Origin of the sequence: Micromonospora sp. NPDC000316, from assembly GCF_042898885.1 — a bacterium.
Taxonomy (GTDB): Bacteria; Actinomycetota; Actinomycetes; order Mycobacteriales; family Micromonosporaceae; genus Micromonospora.
The window spans coordinates 174757-192001 of record NZ_JBIAZG010000004.1; the positions used below are offsets into that span (position 1 = coordinate 174757).

Below are 17245 nucleotides of genomic sequence, written 5' to 3' on the forward strand. Positions count from 1 at the left end.
CTACGCTCCACGGTCATGGCGATGCTGCCCGGCGGAGAGGTCGTGGCCGAACCGGCCGCCCGGATCGCCGTGCTCGGGCGCGGCCTGGTGCCGGCCACCGAGCCCGTCCTGCGCGGCGACGACCTCGGCGTCCTGCACGGCGACGGGCTCTTCGAAACCATGCACCTACGTCAGGGCCGGCCGTGGCTGCTCGACGAGCACCTGGCCCGGCTGGCCGCGTCGGCCGCCAGCATCGAGCTGGCCCTACCCCCCACCGCCGCGCTTGTCGAGCTGCTCGACGAGGTACGCGCGGGCTGGCCACCGCAGGTGGAGGCGGCCCTTCGGCTGGTATGCACCCGGGGCCCGGCGGCCGGCGGCCCGCCGACGATCTACGCCACGCTTGACGAGGTGCCGGCGTCGTCCCGGAGGGCCCGGCGGGACGGGATAAGCGTCGCCACCCTGCCACTGGGGGTGCCCGCCGACGCCCGCAACGCGCTGAGCTGGCTGCCGGCCGGGATCAAATCCACGTCGTACGCGGTAAACAGCGCCGCCCGTCGCTGGGCCGTCCGGGCCGGCGTGGACGACGTGCTCTGGATCTCCTCCGACGGCTACGCGATGGAGGGCCCGACCGCAAATGTGGTGTGGCTCGCCGGCGACACGCTCTGCACGGTGCCGGCCGCCACCACCGGCATCCTGCCCGGCACGACAATGGCCTGGCTGCTCGCCCACGCCACCGAGCTGGGCCTGAGCGCCGCCGAGCGGATGGTCACCACTGCCGAACTGCACGCGGCGGACGGCGTCTGGCTCACCTCGTCGGTACGCGGGGCCGCCGAGGTCCACACACTGGACGGGGTGCGCCGGGCTCCCTGCCCACGCACCCCCGCCCTGCACGCCCTGCTGGGTTTCCCCGTCTAGTCAGCCACCGACCCGGATGAGCCGGGCGGAGAGGTGCGGACTGAGCGGCTGCCCGACCGCGGCCAACTCCTGGGCGTAGAGCAGCGCGCCCTCGACGATGCCGAAGAGACGGTGCCCGCCGGTGACCTCCTTGGCGGTGGGCGACCGGACCACCGCGTCGGTGGCGAACTCGACCTGGGTGCCCGTGCGTTTGCCCAGGTGCAGCTCCATCACGCCGGTAGGGGTCGAGATCAGGGCCTCCAGCTCGTCAGTGGCCCGGCCGTCCACCATCACCGGCCGCCACCAGCCGACCTCACGCCCAGCCGGGCGGACCGGCCTGCTCTGCTCGTCGAGGATCCAGGCGCGGGACTCGAAGTGCAGGAACGGCCGGCCGTCGTGGCTGATCCGGATTTCCTGGGCGTAGTCGAAGTCCTCGATTGTGGGGTAGCCACCCTTACCCCGGCCTCGCCACAAACCGATGTAGGGCAGCAGACCGTCAAGCGCAGGATGCAGCTTCGGCCCGACCCGCAGGTCGTGGCTCTCCTCGTACGGGTATTCCTCGACCGGCGGCGCGTTCAGCCACGGTGGCTGCAGCGGGGTGTCGTCGCTCACCGTGCCAGCTCCGTTCGCGACTGCGGGGCTCGCAAACCCGGCTCACTCCTCGCGCTCACCAGCGTCCTCTCGATATGCGTACTGCCAGGTACACCAGGCCACCGGCGAGCCCGCCCAGGCCGGCGACCAGCAGGCTGACGAACCCGATCTCGGTAACCATCCAACCCATCCTATGCTGTGCGTCATGGCCCGCTCTCTCGTCGTCAAGGCCACCGCAGGGGCGGACGCCCCGGAGCGGTGCGCACAGGCGTTCACGGTCGCCGCCACGGCTGTCGCGGCCGGTGTGGACGTCTCGCTCTGGCTCACCGGGGAATCGACCTGGTTCGTGCTGCCCGGCCGCGCACAGGAGTTCGAGTTGCCGCACTCCGCGCCGCTGGCCGAACTGCTGCACGTCATCCTGACCAGTGGCCGGGTGACCGCCTGCACCCAGTGCGCGGCCCGTCGGGAGATCGGCCCGGACGACGTCCTCCCCGGTGTCCGGATCGCGGGCGCCGCGGCATTCGTCGAGGAGGCGATGGCAGAGGGCGCGCAGGCGCTCGTCTACTGACCGCCAGCGCGCCACGGCGGAACAGGCCGGCGGAGTACGGATACCGGCCCGGCACCCCGGTCTGCTGCCTACGATTCGGAGGTGACCGAGGCGACGGAGAGGTTCTTCGAATCACTGCCGGCGCGTGCCCCTGCGATCCTCTGTGGCCTGGCCGACGGCGCCCTCCAGATTGATCTCGGCACCGGCCAGCAGACCGAACACTGGATGGTCCGGATGCGACCGGGCACAGTACGCATCAGCCGCGAGCGGGGCCCAGCCGACGCCATCTGGTCCTGCGACACGGCCCTGTTCGACCGGTTGATCACCGGGGAGGCCCAGGGGATCGCCGCGGTGTTGCGCAACGAGAGCACGTTCAGCGGCAACGTGGTGCTCTTCCTGGCCTTCCGCCGCTTCTTCCCGGACCCGCCGGGCACCCGCGACCCACGTGAGGTGGCTCGAAAGGCAGCCGGGCGGCCGGTGTGAAGGATCTCGTCAGCATCCTGGACGGCAACACCTTCCTGGTCTGCGACCGGGCGGGCGACATCGAGCCGTCGTTCGACTTCCCCACCGGGCTGTTCTCCTTCGACACGCGCTTCCTGTCCAGCTGGGTGCTGACCCTGGACGGCCAGCGGCTGCACACCCTCTCGATGGACGACAGCGAGTCGTACCGGACGAAGTTCTTCCTGGCCCCCGGGCAGCCCACGCACTACCTGGACGCCAAGGCGTCGGTGATCCGCAGCCGGTCGATCGGGGGCAGCTTCGAGGAGGAGCTGACCGTGCTGAACCACACCGGCGACGACGTCGAGTGCACAGTCCGGCTGGAGATGGGCAGTGACTTCGCCGACCTGTTCGAGATCAAGCACGCTCGGCAGAAGCAGGGCCGCACGACCGTCTCGGTGACCGACAACGAGCTGCGGTTTACCTACCGGCGGGAGGCGTTCCACCGCGAGACGCTTGTCAGCTCCAGCATGCCCGCGCAGGTCGACACCGCCGGGATGTCCTTCCGGATCAGGATCGGCCGCAAGGGCGAGTGGACCACCCGGCTCCGCGTGTCCACCGTCGTCTACGGGGCGCGGGGCGAGGACATCCGGGCCACCCTGCCGTTCGGCGGCAGCCGCAGCGCGGACGCCATCCGCGCCGAGCAGCAGGAGCTGATCGACCGGGCGCCCAAGCTCGGCTGCGACTGCGAGCCGCTGGCCGGGGCGTACCGGCGCAGCCTCAACGACCTGGCCGCCCTGCGCTACGAGTCGATCGCCCTGGGCGTACGGCTGATCGCCGCCGGGCTGCCCTGGTTCATGACCCTGTTCGGGCGGGACAGCATCTTCACCTCGTTGCAGGTGGTGCCGTTCCTGCCGGAGCTGATCCCGCCGACCATCCTGATGCTTGCCGGCCTGCAGGGGCACCGGGTGGACGACTTCCGGGACGAGGAGCCCGGCAAGATCCTGCACGAGCTGCGGTACGGCGAGACCGCCGGCTTCGAGGAGCAGCCGCACTCGCCGTACTACGGGTCGGCCGACTCGACGCCGCTGTTCGTGATCCTCATCGACGAGTACGAGCGCTGGACCGGCGACGCCGCGCTGGTCCGTCGATTGGAGCCGCACGTGCGGGCGGCGCTGCGGTGGATCGACACGTACGGCGACCTGCTCGGCACCGGCTACCTCTGGTACCAGACCCGCAACCCTGAGTCCGGCCTGCAGAACCAGTGCTGGAAGGACTCCTGGGACGCCATCTCGTACGCCGACGGCAAAATGCCGGGCTTTCCCCGTGCCACATGCGAGTTGCAGGGCTACGCGTACGACGCGAAGATCCGCGCCGCCCGGATGGCCCGGACGTTCTGGAACGACCCGGCGTACGCCGACCAGTTGGAGCGGGAGGCAGCCGCGCTCAAGCAGCGGTTCAACCACGATTTCTGGATCACCGACCGGGAGTACTACGCGCTCGCGCTGGACGCCGACGGCGGGCAGGTGGACGCGCTGACGTCGAACATCGGGCACCTGCTGTGGAGCGGCATCGTCGACGAGTCCCGGGCGGGCAAGGTTGTCGAGCATCTGCTCGGGCCACGGCTGTTCTCCGGCTGGGGGGTGCGGACCCTCGCCGAGGACCAGGGCCGCTACAACCCGATCGGCTATCACGTGGGCACCGTCTGGCCGTTCGACAACTCGATCATCGCCTGGGGCCTGTGGCGGTACGGCTACCGCAAGGAGGCCGGGTTGCTCTGCGACACGATGCTCGCGGCGTCCCGCTACTTCGGTGGTCGGCTTCCGGAGGCGTTCGCCGGCTACGCCCGCGACCTCACCGACTATCCGGTGGAGTATCCGACCGCGTGCAGCCCGCAGGCGTGGTCGACGGGCACCCCGCTGCTGCTGCTGCGGGTGATGCTGGGGCTGGAGCCGCAGGGTGAGCACCTGATCATCGACCCGGCTGTGCCGCCGGGCATGGGCCGGATCGAGCTGCTGGACATTCCCGGCCGCTGGGGTCGGGTCGACGCGCTGGGCCGCAGCCGCGACCCGGATGAGGCGACGGGCGGCTGACCGGGGCGACGGGCCCTAGTCCGGGCAGCCGACGGTGGCGGCGAGGCGTACGGCGTCCGGGCCGAGTTGGGCCAGCACTGTGACACCGTCGACGCGGTACGCGTACACCGGCGGGTTGTCCAGGAGTGGGGTGCCGCCGGCCAGCGGCGCGAGTGCGCCGGCCGGCGCGGGCGGGTCGAGCTCGGCGGACCGCGCGGTGCGGGCCAGCGCGCCACCCGGGCAGGGTGCGGTGACAAGCTCCGGCGCGGCATCGGCCGGCCGGCCGAGTGCCGTCAGCGCTGCCGTCAGGGCTGCGGCCTCCGGGCCGGCGGCGGTGGCGGGCGCCGGGGTGTAGCCGGAGCCCACCGGCCGGCAGCCGGTTTCGACTGTCAACCGGACCCGGCCGTCCCCGGTCGACCGGCCTCCGACGGCGACGAACTCGCCGGCGTCGGCGCGCAGCTCCGGGCCGTCCAGGCCGGGGCCGACCCCGGCCTGCCAGTTGGTCGGCAGCCGATCGGCGATCCCGGTCAGCACGGCCCGCTCGGTGCCGGCGGGCGCGAGCACGACGACCTCGCGTCGCAGGGCAGCACCGTCGGAGAGCGGGGTGACCCGACAGCCCGAGCGGATCCGGACGGGGCCCAGTTCGAGCAGCCCGGCCGGGCCGGCCGCGCGGGCCAGCTCGCCGACCGCCCTGTCGACTATCGGACCGGCCTGGTCGAGGGTGCGTTGCTCGCGCACGGTCGGTGGGTCGTCGCGGACCGACGTCCAGGCGAGCACGGCAAGCAGGACGGCCCACAGCACGGACGCGACAAGCAGCCAGTGCCGCCGACGCCGGGCGGGTGCCGGCGCGGCGGGACCGCTCGATGGGGCCCAACCCGTCTGGACAGCACCGCTCACCCGGTCATGGTGTCACGGGTGGTCCGCCGCCCCGGAAGCGGCGGTCGGTGGGGCGCGGCTGACCCCACCGGGCCGGTGCGGCTCGGCCGGTTGGGGAGCAACACCGGCTCGTCCGCGCACGACGCGAGACAAGGCTCTGAGCAGGCACAACCTCGCCGGCTGATCATGGCTCGGCCGGGCCGACGGAGACGGGTCGGCTGAACGGGCAGAACCGGGGACGACCCTTTGGAGATCAACTGAACGACACTTAGTGTTACCGCAACGCCGCAGCGTGAGCGGCTTTCGCATCCTCCCTCACCTGCGAGTGGCCCCTTCATGCGGGAAATCCTCCTGATCTCCTTAGTTACTCTCAGCGGGATCGCCCTGTTCCTCATCGTCGCTGCGTTCTGCTACGGCTTCGTCCGCCCCGACCGGGTCACCCGGCACGGCGAGCGACCCGAGTTCCCCCGGTACCGACCGGTCGCACCCCGCGAAGTCGCCATCATGATCGCCTGCCGGAACGGGGCGTCGACGATCGCCGGGGCGGTACGGGCCGCCCGCGCCACCGGCGCACCGGTTTACGTGATCTCCGACGCCTCCACCGACGCGACCGCCCGGGAGGCGCTGAAGGCCGGGGCCGCGGTGCTGGAGCTGAGGGAGAACGTCGGCAAGCCCGCCGCCCTGCACGCCGGTTACGTCCGGTTCGGGCTGGGCGGGCTCTACCGAGCGGTCGTCATCCTCGACGACGACGTGCTCGTCGAGCCCGATTTCGTCACCACCACACTGGCGCACCTCACCGAACAGGTGGCGATCGTCGTCGGGCACAACGTCACCTGGTGGCCGCCCGAGCGGCGGTGGAACATCTGGCTGGCCAAGCGCGCCTACAGCTACTGGAACTACCAGGCCGTCATACGCCGCATCCAGAGTCACTTCAACGTCATGAACTGCATCTCCGGCTCGAACTCGCTCTACCGCACCGAACTGCTCGACCTGCTGCTGCCGCAGCAACCGCCGTACATCGTTGACGACACGTACTGGGTGCTGGAAACACACCGGCGCGGCCTCGGCCGGGTCGTGTACGCCCCCCGCGCCGTCGCGCTGTTGCAGGACCCGACGACCGGCCGGGAGTGGTACAAGCAGAACCTGCGCTGGCTGTGGGGCACCTTCCAAGGGATCATCGGGCACCAGGTCGGTCGGCGGAACACCCGCTTCGACTACGCGTACCTGCTGCTGATGGCGCACTGGCTCCTCTACGTGTTCGGCGCGCCGTTGACCCTCTGGCTGCTGGCGACCGCCGGGCCGGGACTCGGGGCGGGCCTGCTGTTCCTGCTCGCCGGCCAGGGACTCTGGGTCGCGCTCGCCGCCTGGCGGCTGCGACGCCCCCGACTGATTCTCTTCCTTCCCACGATCGTGCTGACCGACGTGCTGTACCGGGTGATCCTGGTGCACGCCCTGGTCAAGGCCATCCGTCAACCAACGGTGGATCGCTGCGTGTGGGCGTCCCCCGCCCGCCTCAGCGTCTCCGCCGCGACGCAGTCGGGAGGGAGGTGAATCAACATGTCCGCGAACCAGGATCTTCCGCTGACGGGCGCCTCGACGGCAGCCGTCGGTGTGATCGGCGCCATCGCCCTCGGCCTCGGCGCGCTGCTGGTAACTGTGGCGCAGTGGGGCGCGAAGGTGCGCACCAGGGGTAACTGAACAAGCAGAGGCCGGGCACCCCGGGTTGGGGTGACCGGCCTCTGTCGATCATTGCAACAGGTCAGGCGACGGTTACGGTGACCTCGTTGAGGCCCCGGCCGGCGGTGACGGCGGCGTCACCGTTGCCGTGCCGGGAGAGCGCCCGCAGCGTCCAGGTGCCCGGCGCGGCGAAGAACCGGAACTGACCGGCCGCCGACGTCACCACCTCGGCGGTGAACTCACCTGTCGAGTCCAGCAGCCGGACGTACGCGCCCGGCACGACCTCGTCCGCCTCGGAGCGGACGATGCCCGTGATCACGGTTTCCTTCTCCAGATCCAGGCTGGCCGGCAACGGCGCGGCCTGGTCCGGTGCGGCGCAACCCGCGGCGGTGGGAGCGGTCATCGTCAGGCCTCCCCGGGTTCGTCGCCGAGCGCCACCGGGACGCCGACAAGCGAGCCGTACTCGGTCCAGGAGCCGTCGTAGTTCTTCACGTTGCGGTGGCCGAGCAGCTCCTGGAGCACGAACCAGCTGTGCGAGGAACGCTCGCCGATCCGGCAGTAAGCGATCGTCTCCTTGCCGTCGTCCAGCCCGGCGTCGGCGTAGATCTTGCGCAGCTCGTCGTCGGACTTGAACGTGCCGTCCTCGTTGGCCGCCTTGGACCACGGAACGCTGATCGCGGTCGGGATGTGACCGGCCCGCTGCGCCTGCTCCTGCGGCAGGTGGGCAGGGGCGAGCAGCCGACCGGCGAACTCGTCGGGGCTGCGCACGTCGACCAGGTTCTTGGTGCCGATCGCGGCGACGACCTCATCGCGGAAGGCCCGGATGGAGGTGTCCGGCTCCTGCGCGACGTACTGCGTCGCCGGGCGGGCAACCACGTCGGTGACCAGCGGACGGGCCTCCAGCTCCCACTTCTTGCGACCGCCGTCGAGCAGCTTCACGTCGCGGTGGCCGTACAGCTTGAAGTACCAGTAGGCGTACGCCGCGAACCAGTTGTTGTTGCCGCCGTACAGGATGACGGTGTCGTCGTTGCTGATGCCCCGCTCGGAGAGCAACGCCTCGAACTGCGTCTTGTTGACGAAGTCCCGGCGAACCTGGTCCTGCAGGTCGGTCCGCCAGTCGATCTTGACGGCACCGGCGATGTGGCCGGTCTCGTAGGCCGAGGTGTCCTCGTCGACCTCGACGAAGACGACGCCTGGGGCGTCGAGGTTCTTCTCGGCCCACTCGGCCGAAACGAGTGCGGTGTCGCGACTCATCGAATCACTCCCTGGTGAATGGATGGTGAGCCAGCGCGCGAATGTCGATGGTGAATCTGTCGCAACGCGCGGGACCCAACGGAAGGACGGGATCACGGGTTCGTGCGACGGCGCCGCTGCCGGGCGTGTGGTGGGATCACCGGAGGGGTCGAGGGACCCTGCATGCCGGTGGCCGCCGTCAGGCGGCCGAAAACAGCCCCGCCGTCAGATGACGGGGCGACACAGGCAGGTGGCCACGCGGCACAGGTCGACCGCGCGCCGTTTGGTGAGGTGAGTCCCCATGGTCACGGAGCCTACCAGTGGGTGACCGGGCTACCACAGAGCCGACCAGCATCCGGGAATCCCCCGAGCCGCTGGGCCGGCGCGGCGTCCCACCGCCCGAAAAGGGCCTGACGCGCCGCTCAGCCGGCGGAGTTGATCGGCACGTCCTTCGCGTCGGCGGTGATGGCCAACCCCTCCGGCAGCGGCCGGACCTCCCGGACCGCGAGCTGGAACGGCAGGTCGGGCAACGGCACGTCGACCGAGATGCCCTTGGCGTAGTTGTTGAGGATGGTCCGGGCCAGCGGCAGGTTGGGCAGGCCCTCGGCGTCCAGATTGCTGAATCGCAGGGCGACAGCGCCGTTCTCGGCGACGGTGACGTCCGCCGTACCGCTTACCGTGAACTTCTGACCGAGCACGTCGACAGGCGCGGTGACGGCGAGCTTGCCGCCCTGCTCGCCGAGGGTAAGCCCAGGCCGGTTCAGCAACGCGGCGAGGCTGTCGTAGCTGATCGTGCCGGTGCCGTTGACGGTGTCCGCAACGACGTCACCCTGCCCGGTGCGCAGGGTGTCCAGGGATGCCCGCACGTTGCGGGCGTCCACGTCCAACACCGGCAGGCGTACGGCGTCGCCCTCGACCGAGGCCTGCACGTCCCTCAGTTTGATGGAGATCCGCTGGTAGCGGCCGTCGAGCACCTGGGTGAGGAACGGCGTCCCACCGACCTCGACCTCGGGGGCGGCTGACTGCGCACCCTGCTTGCTGACCTCCTGGCTGACCCGGTCGGCGATGAGACGCTCGGCCACACCGACCGCCACCCGGTCGGCGACCACCAGCAGGCCCCCCACCACCAGGAGCAGAACCACAAAGCCGATGAGCAGCTTGCGACCGCGCCGCCGGGGCCGGGCCTCGCCAGCCGGATACTCCTGCGCCACGACGCCTCCTGTCTCCACCCGCCACGGCGCGGCGGGGCGTGCGTACCGGTGCCGCAGCGCGGCGCCTCCGTTGGTACCCGACCGGCACCGCACTCAACCGTTGCTCAGAGAAAGAGCATGCACATGGCGTACGCCGCGGGGGCGGCCAGCGCGAACCCGCCGAGCGGTCCCTGCATGTGCCGGGCGACCCACATGGTGGGCAGTTCGCCGGCCATCAGGCGGCCCGCCTCCGCGTACCCCACGGCGAGGTCGGAGAGGACGGCCGTGACCGCCGCGACCAGGCCGAGCATCGCGGCTCGGGTCGGCGTGAAGGGCGTCACCAGGTAGCTCCCGAGCACGGCGCTGACAAGCGTGCCGGCCATCGCACCGGCCACCACGCCAGCGGCGCCGCGAGGCACCTGCGGGGCAAGCCGGGGCCACGGCAGCACCGCGTCGGTGAGCCGGGCGACGGTGAGCGCGACCCCGCTCGCGGTCAGGCAGACCGTTATCGCCTGGGTGCCGGCCGGGATGCGGCTGAGCACGATCAGGGTGCCGAAGGCCACCACTCCGACCACGATGAGCAGCGTGGCGCCGAGTGAATCGGTGACGCGGACCCGGTCGACGCGACGGACCAGTTGACCGAGCACCGCGGCGAGGAATCCGCCGACGGCCAGGAAACCCAGTGGTGCCAGGCCTGCGATGTCGGTCTGCACGGCGGCGATGTCGACGGCGGCGGCGACCGCGGCGCTGATCCCACCGACAAGCAGCAGCGCCGGTGGGCGCATCGCCATCGTCCACGCGAGAACGAACAGCAGTTGGACGCCGAAGATGATGAACGCGAACGGCAGCCGGTGGCCCGGCCCCGAGGTCTGCGCGCCGAGCACCAGACCGAGACCGAGCAGCGCGGCGAAGCCGGCGATGGTCAGCGCCAGCGAGCGGCGCACCTCGACCGGGGGTACGACCTCTTCCTCCGGCTCGTCGATCTCGTCTTCGGAGCGGCGCGCCGGCTCACCGGCGCGGCGGGCCCGGCGCGGCCCACCTCGTTCACGGCGTTCGCCGTCGGTGACGGCCGGCCCGGTGCGCGGCGCTGGCGGTTGGCCACGGGTCGGGGCGGCCGGACCCGAGCGGGGGCCGTCCGGCCACGATTCGCGGCCGGCGTCGGGCGAGGTGGAGGGAAACACGCCCCGATCGTGCCAGACCGACAGCCCGACACGGTGGTCACGGGTTTCAGCAACGTTAAAACCTGCGCCACGATCAGGGGCAAGCTAGACAAACTGGAAATGGCCTGATGGTGCGGCCGAGGCGATCAGCTAGGCTCAACGCGTTACCCGCCCGTCAGCGACGCCGGGACCACGCAATTTCTCAGCGCACTCCCTTGCGAGTGTGTCTGGTCGCGCGCGGCGATGCGCCGCCGGGACGGAGGTGATCGTGGAGATCCTGCTGCTGGTGACCGCACGTGCGGGGGAGCCTTCGGCTGTGCTGCCGGCACTCGACCTGTTGCCGCACTCGGTTCGCACCGCACCGCGCGACGTCCGCACCCTTGTCGCCGGGCCCAGCCCGGACGCGGTGCTTGTCGACGCCCGGTCGGAGCTGAGCGAGGCGCGGGCGACCTGCCGGATGCTGCACGCCACAGGGCTGGGCGTGCCGCTTGTCGCTGTGGTGACCGAGGCCGGCCTTATCGCGTTGAACGCCGACTGGGGCGTCGACGACGTCATCCTCGCCTCGGCCGGTCCCGCCGAGGTGGAGGCGCGACTGCGCCTGGCGGTCGGGCGTCTGAGCAACGCCACAGCCGGCGCCGGCGGCTCGATCCGCGCCGGTGAGCTGACCATCGACCCGGACACGTACGCGGCCAAGCTCAAGGGCCGCCCGCTCGACCTCACCTACAAGGAGTTCGAGCTGCTGAAGTTCCTGGCTCAGCACCCGGGTCGGGTGTTCACCCGGGACCAGCTGCTGCGCGAAGTCTGGGGTTACGACTACTTCGGCGGCACCCGCACGGTGGACGTGCACGTCCGGCGGCTGCGCGCCAAGCTCGGCTCGGAGTACGAGTCGATGATCGGCACCGTCCGCCAGGTGGGTTACAAGTTCGTCGTGCCGCCGTCGCGGTCGCTGGCCGAGGCGGAGCACGCGCCGCTGCCCGTCTGACCCCACGTCGCCCGGGGAGCGGGTCCAGCCCCGGACGATTTCCTATATGCCCCTTTTGTGCAGCTCGTCGGTTCTATTCTGACTGCCGGGTTTGCCGAAAAAGGGGGGCGTCGGTGCGCGCAGGTACCACGGGGGCGACGGGCCGGCGCGCCCGGTCATCCGGGCGGAAGCCGTGACTCGGGTCAACTCGACCGCGCGAGCGGCAGCGATCGTGACGGTGGTGGTGGTCGCGCTGCTCGGCTCGGCGTACGTGCTGGGTCGCGCCCTCGTCCCCGACCAACCTCGACGGCATGCCACGGGCGCCGCCACGAGTGGCGACGAGCCGCACTACGCCGACCAGCTTCCCAGTGACGAGCCGAGCAGCACTCCACGTGCCAGCCGCAGCGCCGGCCCCACCGAAGCCGGCCAGGACGGTTCGGGGCGGGACGCCAGCGACGACAAGCTGTTCGGCGCGCACACCGACACCGGCAACGCGCGCCTCGCGCTGACCTTCGACGACGGACCGGACCCGCGCTACACCCCGCAGGTCCTCGCCACGCTCCGCGAGTACGACGTCAAGGCCACGTTCTGCGTGGTGGGCGAGAACGCACAGGACCACCCGGACCTGATCCAGGCGATCGTGGCCGACGGGCACACCCTGTGTAACCACTCCTGGCACCACGACGTCTCCCTGGGCAACCGGTCGGCCGACCAGATCCGCGCCGACCTGCTGCGCACGAACGCGGCGATCCGGGCGGCGGCGCCGGAGGCGCCGATCGTCTGGTACCGACAGCCCGGCGGCGCCTGGACCTATCCCGTGGTGTCGGTGGCGCAGCAGCTCGGCATGACCCCGCTGCACTGGTCGGTGGACCCGTCGGACTGGCAGGCGCCGGGCGCCGGCAAGATCGCGGCGACCGTGGCCACCCAGGTCGAGCCGGGCTCGGTGGTGCTGCTGCACGACGCCGGCGGAGACCGGCAGGGCACTGTCGACGCGCTGCGCCGGATCCTGCCGGACCTGAGCACGCGCTTCGAGTTGGAGGCGCTGCCCACCAACCCGACGTGAGCCGGGCCGCGCCGCGGCTCTACTCCGCGACCGACGCGGCTTTACCCGGCGACGGTCCGAGCGTCACAACACCCAGCGGATACGGTGGCGGGATGAGCAGCGCGGAGCCGACAAGCGATCAGGTGACCCGGGCCGACCGGCTGGAGCCGGCGGACATCGCCGACGTGCTGGCCCTGGCCCGAGCCGCGGGCGACACCGACGGCGCGGACCCGCTCGACGAGCACGTCCTGCTGCGGCTGCGCGACCCGGGGGCCGCGGCCGTGCACCTGCTGGCCCGCGCCGACGACGGCACCCTCACCGGGTACGCGCACCTGGACACCACCGACCCGGTGGGCGGCATCGGCGTGGAACTCGTGGTGCACCCCGGCTACCGGCGGCGGGGCACCGGTCGGGCGCTGGCGCGGGGCGTGCTCGCCTCGGCCACCGGACCGCTGCGGGCGTGGGCGCACGGCGACCACCCCTCGGCCGCGGCGCTCGGCGTGGACCTCGGTTTCACCCGGGCGCGGGTGCTCCTGCAGTTGCGCCGGCCACTGACCACCTCGCAGGGCGAGCCGCGCCTGCCCGACGGAGTGGCGCTGCGCGCTTTCCGGCCGGGGGCGGACGACGCGGCGTGGCTGACCCTCAACGCCCGGGCCTTCGCCGAGCACCCCGAGCAGGGTCGGTGGACCCCTGAGGACCTGCGGGTCCGCCTCGCCGAGCCGTGGTTCGACCCGGCCGGCTTCCTGCTCGCCGAGGAGACCTCGACCGGCCGGCTGCTCGGCTTCCACTGGACCAAGGTGCACGAGCGCCCGGGTTCGGCCCGCATCGGTGAGGTGTACGTGCTCGGCGTGGAGCCGACCGCGCACGGTGGCGGGCTCGGCCGTGCGCTGACCACGGCGGGGCTGGCGTACCTGCGCGACAAGCGCGGCCTGGATCGGGTGATGCTCTACGTGGACGAGTCGAATGCCGGGGCGGTCGCGCTCTACGAGCGGCTGGGCTTCGCCCGCTGGTCCGCACACATCAACTACCACCTCGGCTGAGCCGCAACGGGCACGAAGTGCCCCGGTTCACTTAACGGACAACTCACCCTCAGCGAGCGGTCATCTCGAAGGCCGTACGTGTTCACCCTGCGTTCACTTGCGACCGGCGAACCGGCTACCTGGCACTTCTAGCTTTCGTGTCAGCCGGTCACTGCCGGTCCTCGGGCCCCGGGATCGGGGCGCCAAGTCAGACGCGAAGGGAAACCCCTCAGGTGAAGCTCCAGCGGTACGGCGCTATTGCCGGCCTCGCTCTCGCCGCGACGCTCGGCCTCAGTGCATGCGGCTCGGACAACAACGAGCCCGCCTCCGGCGCAAGCGCTTCGGGCTCGGCCGCCGCGGTCGACTGCGCTACCGGAACGCTTAACGCCCAGGGCTCCTCGGCCCAGAAGAACGCCGTGGACGAGTGGATCAAGGCTTACCAGCAGAAGTGCACCGACTCCAAGGTCAACTACGAGTCCTCCGGCTCCGGCGCGGGCATCCAGGCCTTCATCGCCGGCACCGCCGACTTCGCTGGCTCCGACTCCGCGCTCAAGCCGGAGGAGCAGCCGCAGGCCGACGCCAAGTGCGTCGGCGGCAAGGCCATCCACCTGCCGATGGTGATCGGCCCGGTGGCCATCGCCTACAACGTCAGCGGCGTGGACAACCTCCAGCTCAAGCCGGCCACTCTGGCGAAGATCTTCGCCGGCAAGGTGACCAAGTGGGACGACGCTGCGATCAAGGCTGACAACCCCGGCGCGACGCTCCCGTCGACCGCCATCAACGCGGTGCACCGCTCGGACTCCTCCGGCACCACCGACAACTTCACCGCGTACCTCTCCAAGACCGCCGAGAGCGACTGGACCTTCGGTAAGGCCAAGGAGTGGAAGGCCCCGGGTGGCACCGGAGCCGCCAAGTCCGACGGCGTGGCCAGCGCCATCAAGGGCCAGGCCGGCACCATCGGCTACGTCGAGTGGTCGTACGCCGAGAACGGCGGCCTCAAGATGGCCAAGATCGGCAACGGAAACGGCGAGTTCGCCGCGCTGACCGCCGAGTCGGCCGGCAAGACCATCGCCGGGGCCAAGGTCGAGGGCGAGGGCGACGACCTCAAGCTGGCGATCGACTACAACACCAAGGAGGCCGGGGCCTACCCGATCGTGCTGGCGACCTACGAGATCGTCTGCAGCAAGGGCCTCGCCGCCGACAAGTTGCCGCTGGTGAAGGGCTTCTTGACCCACGCCGCCAGCACCGAGGGCCAGGCTGCCCTGACCGAACTGGGCTACGCCCCGCTGCCGGAGACCGTCCGGGTCAAGGTCGAGGCCGCGGTCAAGAACATCGCCTGATCTGACTGACCGAGCACTCCACCTCCGCAATCGAATCGAGCGAGCAGATGGGTGAAACCCCCCACCGCTCGGCTGACGCCGGCACCGGCGGGACCCGCGTGACTGAGAGTCACGAGCGGCCCGCCGGTGCTTCGGCGCGTGTGGCCGAGGCACCAGTCAGCACCCGCATCCGGGGCGGCACCGGGCTGGGCGGCGGCGGCGCGCTGCCCAGATCCCGCCGATTCGGCGCCGAGCGGGCCTTCCACGGTCTCACCCTGGCTGCCGGCGCCACCGTTCTGATCATCATCGCCGCGATCGCGGTCTTCCTGATCACCAAGGCGGTGCCGGCGCTGCGCGCCAACACCGAGAACTTCTGGACGTTCGAGGGCTGGTTCCCGAACGACGCGGAACCGAAGTTCGGCATCGGGGCCCTCGCCTTCGGCACCGTCCTCACCGCCGCCCTGGCGCTGCTCGTCGCGGTGCCGATCGCCCTGGGCATCGCGCTCTACCTGTCCCACTACGCGCCTCGCCGGGTCGGCACCACGCTCGGCTTCCTGATCGACCTGCTCGCGGCCGTGCCCAGCGTGGTCTTCGGCCTCTGGGGTCGGGAGATCTTCATGCGGCCGGTACACGACTTCTCGCTCTGGCTGAACAAGTACTTCAGCTGGATCCCGATCTTCGGTGGTGACGGCCCCTTCGGTAAGTCGATCCTGCTCGGCTCGCTGGTGCTCGCGATCATGGTGCTGCCGATCGTCACCTCGCTCTCCCGCGAGGTGTTCCTGCAGACCCCGACGGCCAACGAGGAGGCCGCACTCGCCCTGGGCGCCACCCGCTGGGAGATGCTCCGCACGGCGGTGCTCCCCTACGGCCGTCCCGGCATCATCGCCGCGGTGATGCTCGGCCTGGGCCGCGCGCTCGGCGAGACCATCGCGCTCGCGATGACCCTCGGCATCACCTTCAACATCTCGTTCAACCTGATCGAGAACGGCGGCAACAGCATCGCCGCGAACATCGCCAATACGTTCGGCGAGGCGAACGAGACCGGGCGGGGCGCACTTATCGCCTCCGGCCTTGTGCTCTTCGCGATCACGCTGATCGTCAACATCACCGCGCGCGTGATCATCTACCGCCGCCGGGAGTTCACGGAGTCGGCCGCATGAGCACAACCGTCACCTCCCACCGCACTCGGCCGCCGGCCCAGCCCGACTCGCTGCGGACCAAGCGGCTTCCCTGGTACGCCGCACCGGCCATCGCCGTCGCGGCCCTGGCGCTCTCCGCAGTGATCGTCTACGGCACCGGCATCGGCGGCACCGTCCTCGTGGTCGTCCTCGGCGCGATCCTCTACCTGGCCGGGCTCTTCATCGTCTCCAACGCGGTCGAAGGGCGCCGATCGGCCCGCAACCGCACCTGGAGCGCGCTGATCCACTCGGCGTTCGTACTCGCCGTGCTGCCGCTCGCCTCGGTGGTCTGGACGCTGATCAGCAAGGGCGCCGAGCGCCTGGACGGCAACTTCTTCCTCACCTCGATGAACAACATCGGGGCGCGGGACCCGGAGGGCGGCGCGTACCACGCGATCGTCGGCACGCTGGAGCAGGTCGGCATCGCCACCCTGATCACCGTGCCACTCGGCATCCTCTGCGCCATCTACATCGTCGAGTACGGCCGCGGCAGATTCGCCTTCGCGATCCGTTTCTTCGTGGACGTCATGACCGGCATCCCGTCGATCGTCTCCGGCCTGTTCGTGCTGGCGTTCTGGGTGCTGATCGTGTCGCCGTGGTTCAACGACGGCCGGCCGAGCTTCTCCGGCTTCGCCGCCGCGCTCGCGCTGAGCGTGCTGATGCTGCCCACAATCGTCCGGTCCACCGAGGAGATGCTCCGCCTCGTTCCGGCGCCCCTGCGCGAGGGCGCGTACGCGCTCGGCGTACCCAAGTGGAAGACCATCCTGCGGGTGGTCCTGCCGACCGCGCTGCCCGGCATCGTCACGGGCGTCATGCTCGCCATCGCCCGCGCGGCCGGCGAGACGGCGCCTGTGCTGCTCGTCGCCGGCGGCGGCGCCGCGATCAACACCAACCCCTTCGAGAACAACCAGTCGTCGCTGTCCCTCTTCGTCTACCAGCAGGCCGGTGACGCGTCGAGGTACGCGCCGGCACGGGCGTGGACGGCGGCACTCACCCTTGTCGCCCTCGTGCTCATCCTGACGATCGCGGCGAAGCTGCTGGCCCGTCGCAACCGGCTCGGCCGATGAAC

The 17245-nt window shown here is 70.9% G+C and carries 20 protein-coding genes; 12 read left to right on the forward strand and 8 right to left on the reverse strand.

From position 1 onward, the window contains the following. Nucleotides 1–15 precede the first annotated feature (15 nt). Complete coding sequence (locus ACFY2Q_RS11660) at nt 16–894, forward strand: aminotransferase class IV (protein WP_387129402.1); 879 nt, start codon at nt 16–18, stop codon at nt 892–894. On the opposite strand, the gene ACFY2Q_RS11665 is transcribed toward ACFY2Q_RS11660, so the two are convergent. Together ACFY2Q_RS11665 and mtfM are read right to left on the reverse strand one after the other, a co-directional pair. After that, the gene (locus ACFY2Q_RS11665; protein ID WP_387129403.1) at nt 895–1485 is read right to left on the reverse strand and encodes an FABP family protein; all 591 of its coding nucleotides are present in this window, start codon (nt 1483–1485) and stop codon (nt 895–897) included. Between the two features lie 55 nt (nt 1486–1540). After that, nucleotides 1541–1645 (reverse strand): small membrane protein MtfM, encoded by a 105-nt coding sequence (mtfM, locus tag ACFY2Q_RS11670; protein ID WP_030327764.1) that lies wholly within the window; start codon nt 1643–1645, stop codon nt 1541–1543. A 12-nt stretch (nt 1646–1657) separates the two neighbouring features. On the opposite strand from mtfM, the gene ACFY2Q_RS11675 reads away from it, so the two are divergent. The 3 genes from ACFY2Q_RS11675 to ACFY2Q_RS11685 all read left to right on the forward strand — a co-directional run bounded on the left by ACFY2Q_RS11675 (nt 1658) and on the right by ACFY2Q_RS11685 (nt 4542). Beyond that, nucleotides 1658–2032, forward strand: coding sequence for a DsrE family protein (locus ACFY2Q_RS11675; protein ID WP_387129404.1), 375 nt, complete (start codon nt 1658–1660; stop codon nt 2030–2032). An 81-nt stretch (nt 2033–2113) separates the two neighbouring features. Continuing rightward, nucleotides 2114–2494, forward strand: a complete 381-nt coding sequence (locus ACFY2Q_RS11680) for an SCP2 sterol-binding domain-containing protein (protein ID WP_387129406.1) — start codon at nt 2114–2116, stop codon at nt 2492–2494. Then, on the forward strand, nt 2491–4542 hold the full coding sequence (locus ACFY2Q_RS11685; RefSeq protein ID WP_387129408.1) for a glycogen debranching N-terminal domain-containing protein: 2052 nt from the start codon (nt 2491–2493) through the stop codon (nt 4540–4542). The genes ACFY2Q_RS11680 and ACFY2Q_RS11685 overlap by 4 nt, the downstream gene beginning before the upstream one ends. A 15-nt stretch (nt 4543–4557) precedes the next feature. On the opposite strand, the gene ACFY2Q_RS11690 is transcribed toward ACFY2Q_RS11685, so the two are convergent. Continuing rightward, nucleotides 4558–5418: a hypothetical protein gene (locus tag ACFY2Q_RS11690; protein WP_387129409.1), complete on the reverse strand. Its 861-nt coding sequence runs from the start codon at nt 5416–5418 to the stop codon at nt 4558–4560. Between the two features lie 315 nt (nt 5419–5733). On the opposite strand from ACFY2Q_RS11690, the gene ACFY2Q_RS11695 reads away from it, so the two are divergent. Both ACFY2Q_RS11695 and ACFY2Q_RS11700 read left to right on the forward strand, forming a co-directional pair. Further along, nucleotides 5734–6948, forward strand: a complete 1215-nt coding sequence (locus tag ACFY2Q_RS11695; protein ID WP_387129410.1) for a glycosyltransferase — start codon at nt 5734–5736, stop codon at nt 6946–6948. Between the two features lie 6 nt (nt 6949–6954). Beyond that, nucleotides 6955–7095 carry a hypothetical protein gene (locus ACFY2Q_RS11700; RefSeq protein ID WP_387129412.1) on the forward strand — a complete coding sequence of 47 codons (141 nt, stop codon included), beginning with the start codon at nt 6955–6957 and terminating at the stop codon, nt 7093–7095. Between the two features lie 61 nt (nt 7096–7156). Here the strand turns inward: ACFY2Q_RS11700 and ACFY2Q_RS11705 are convergent, their stop codons facing one another. The 5 genes from ACFY2Q_RS11705 to ACFY2Q_RS11725 all read right to left on the reverse strand — a co-directional run bounded on the left by ACFY2Q_RS11705 (nt 7157) and on the right by ACFY2Q_RS11725 (nt 10678). Then, on the reverse strand, nt 7157–7477 hold the full coding sequence (locus ACFY2Q_RS11705) for a DUF1416 domain-containing protein (RefSeq protein ID WP_387129413.1): 321 nt from the start codon (nt 7475–7477) through the stop codon (nt 7157–7159). Between the two features lie 2 nt (nt 7478–7479). Further along, on the reverse strand, nt 7480–8328 hold the full coding sequence (locus tag ACFY2Q_RS11710; protein ID WP_387129414.1) for a sulfurtransferase: 849 nt from the start codon (nt 8326–8328) through the stop codon (nt 7480–7482). A 204-nt stretch (nt 8329–8532) separates the two neighbouring features. Then, nucleotides 8533–8610, reverse strand: a complete 78-nt coding sequence (locus tag ACFY2Q_RS11715) for an Ms5788A family Cys-rich leader peptide (RefSeq protein WP_310503780.1) — start codon at nt 8608–8610, stop codon at nt 8533–8535. A gap of 119 nt (nt 8611–8729) precedes the next feature. Further along, complete coding sequence (locus ACFY2Q_RS11720; protein ID WP_387129416.1) at nt 8730–9518, reverse strand: DUF2993 domain-containing protein; 789 nt, start codon at nt 9516–9518, stop codon at nt 8730–8732. A 104-nt stretch (nt 9519–9622) separates the two neighbouring features. Continuing rightward, complete coding sequence (locus ACFY2Q_RS11725) at nt 9623–10678, reverse strand: hypothetical protein (protein ID WP_387129417.1); 1056 nt, start codon at nt 10676–10678, stop codon at nt 9623–9625. 241 nt (nt 10679–10919) lie between these two features. Between ACFY2Q_RS11725 and ACFY2Q_RS11730 the strand changes: the two genes are divergently transcribed. The 6 genes from ACFY2Q_RS11730 to pstA all read left to right on the forward strand — a co-directional run bounded on the left by ACFY2Q_RS11730 (nt 10920) and on the right by pstA (nt 17243). Further along, entirely contained in the window at nt 10920–11639 is a 720-nt protein-coding gene (locus tag ACFY2Q_RS11730) for a response regulator transcription factor (protein ID WP_197699417.1), read from the forward strand. A 172-nt stretch (nt 11640–11811) separates the two neighbouring features. After that, complete coding sequence (locus ACFY2Q_RS11735) at nt 11812–12681, forward strand: polysaccharide deacetylase family protein (protein WP_387129418.1); 870 nt, start codon at nt 11812–11814, stop codon at nt 12679–12681. Between the two features lie 92 nt (nt 12682–12773). Further along, nucleotides 12774–13700, forward strand: coding sequence for a mycothiol synthase (gene mshD, locus ACFY2Q_RS11740; RefSeq protein ID WP_387129419.1), 927 nt, complete (start codon nt 12774–12776; stop codon nt 13698–13700). Nucleotides 13701–13912: 212 nt separating this feature from the next. After that, the gene (gene pstS, locus ACFY2Q_RS11745) at nt 13913–15019 is read left to right on the forward strand and encodes a phosphate ABC transporter substrate-binding protein PstS (RefSeq protein ID WP_387129421.1); all 1107 of its coding nucleotides are present in this window, start codon (nt 13913–13915) and stop codon (nt 15017–15019) included. A 47-nt stretch (nt 15020–15066) separates the two neighbouring features. Beyond that, nucleotides 15067–16158 carry a phosphate ABC transporter permease subunit PstC gene (gene pstC / locus ACFY2Q_RS11750; protein ID WP_387129423.1) on the forward strand — a complete coding sequence of 364 codons (1092 nt, stop codon included), beginning with the start codon at nt 15067–15069 and terminating at the stop codon, nt 16156–16158. Then, nucleotides 16155–17243, forward strand: a complete 1089-nt coding sequence (pstA, locus tag ACFY2Q_RS11755; protein WP_387129425.1) for a phosphate ABC transporter permease PstA — start codon at nt 16155–16157, stop codon at nt 17241–17243. Before pstC ends, pstA begins: the two co-directional genes overlap by 4 nt. Nucleotides 17244–17245: the final 2 nt, after the last annotated feature.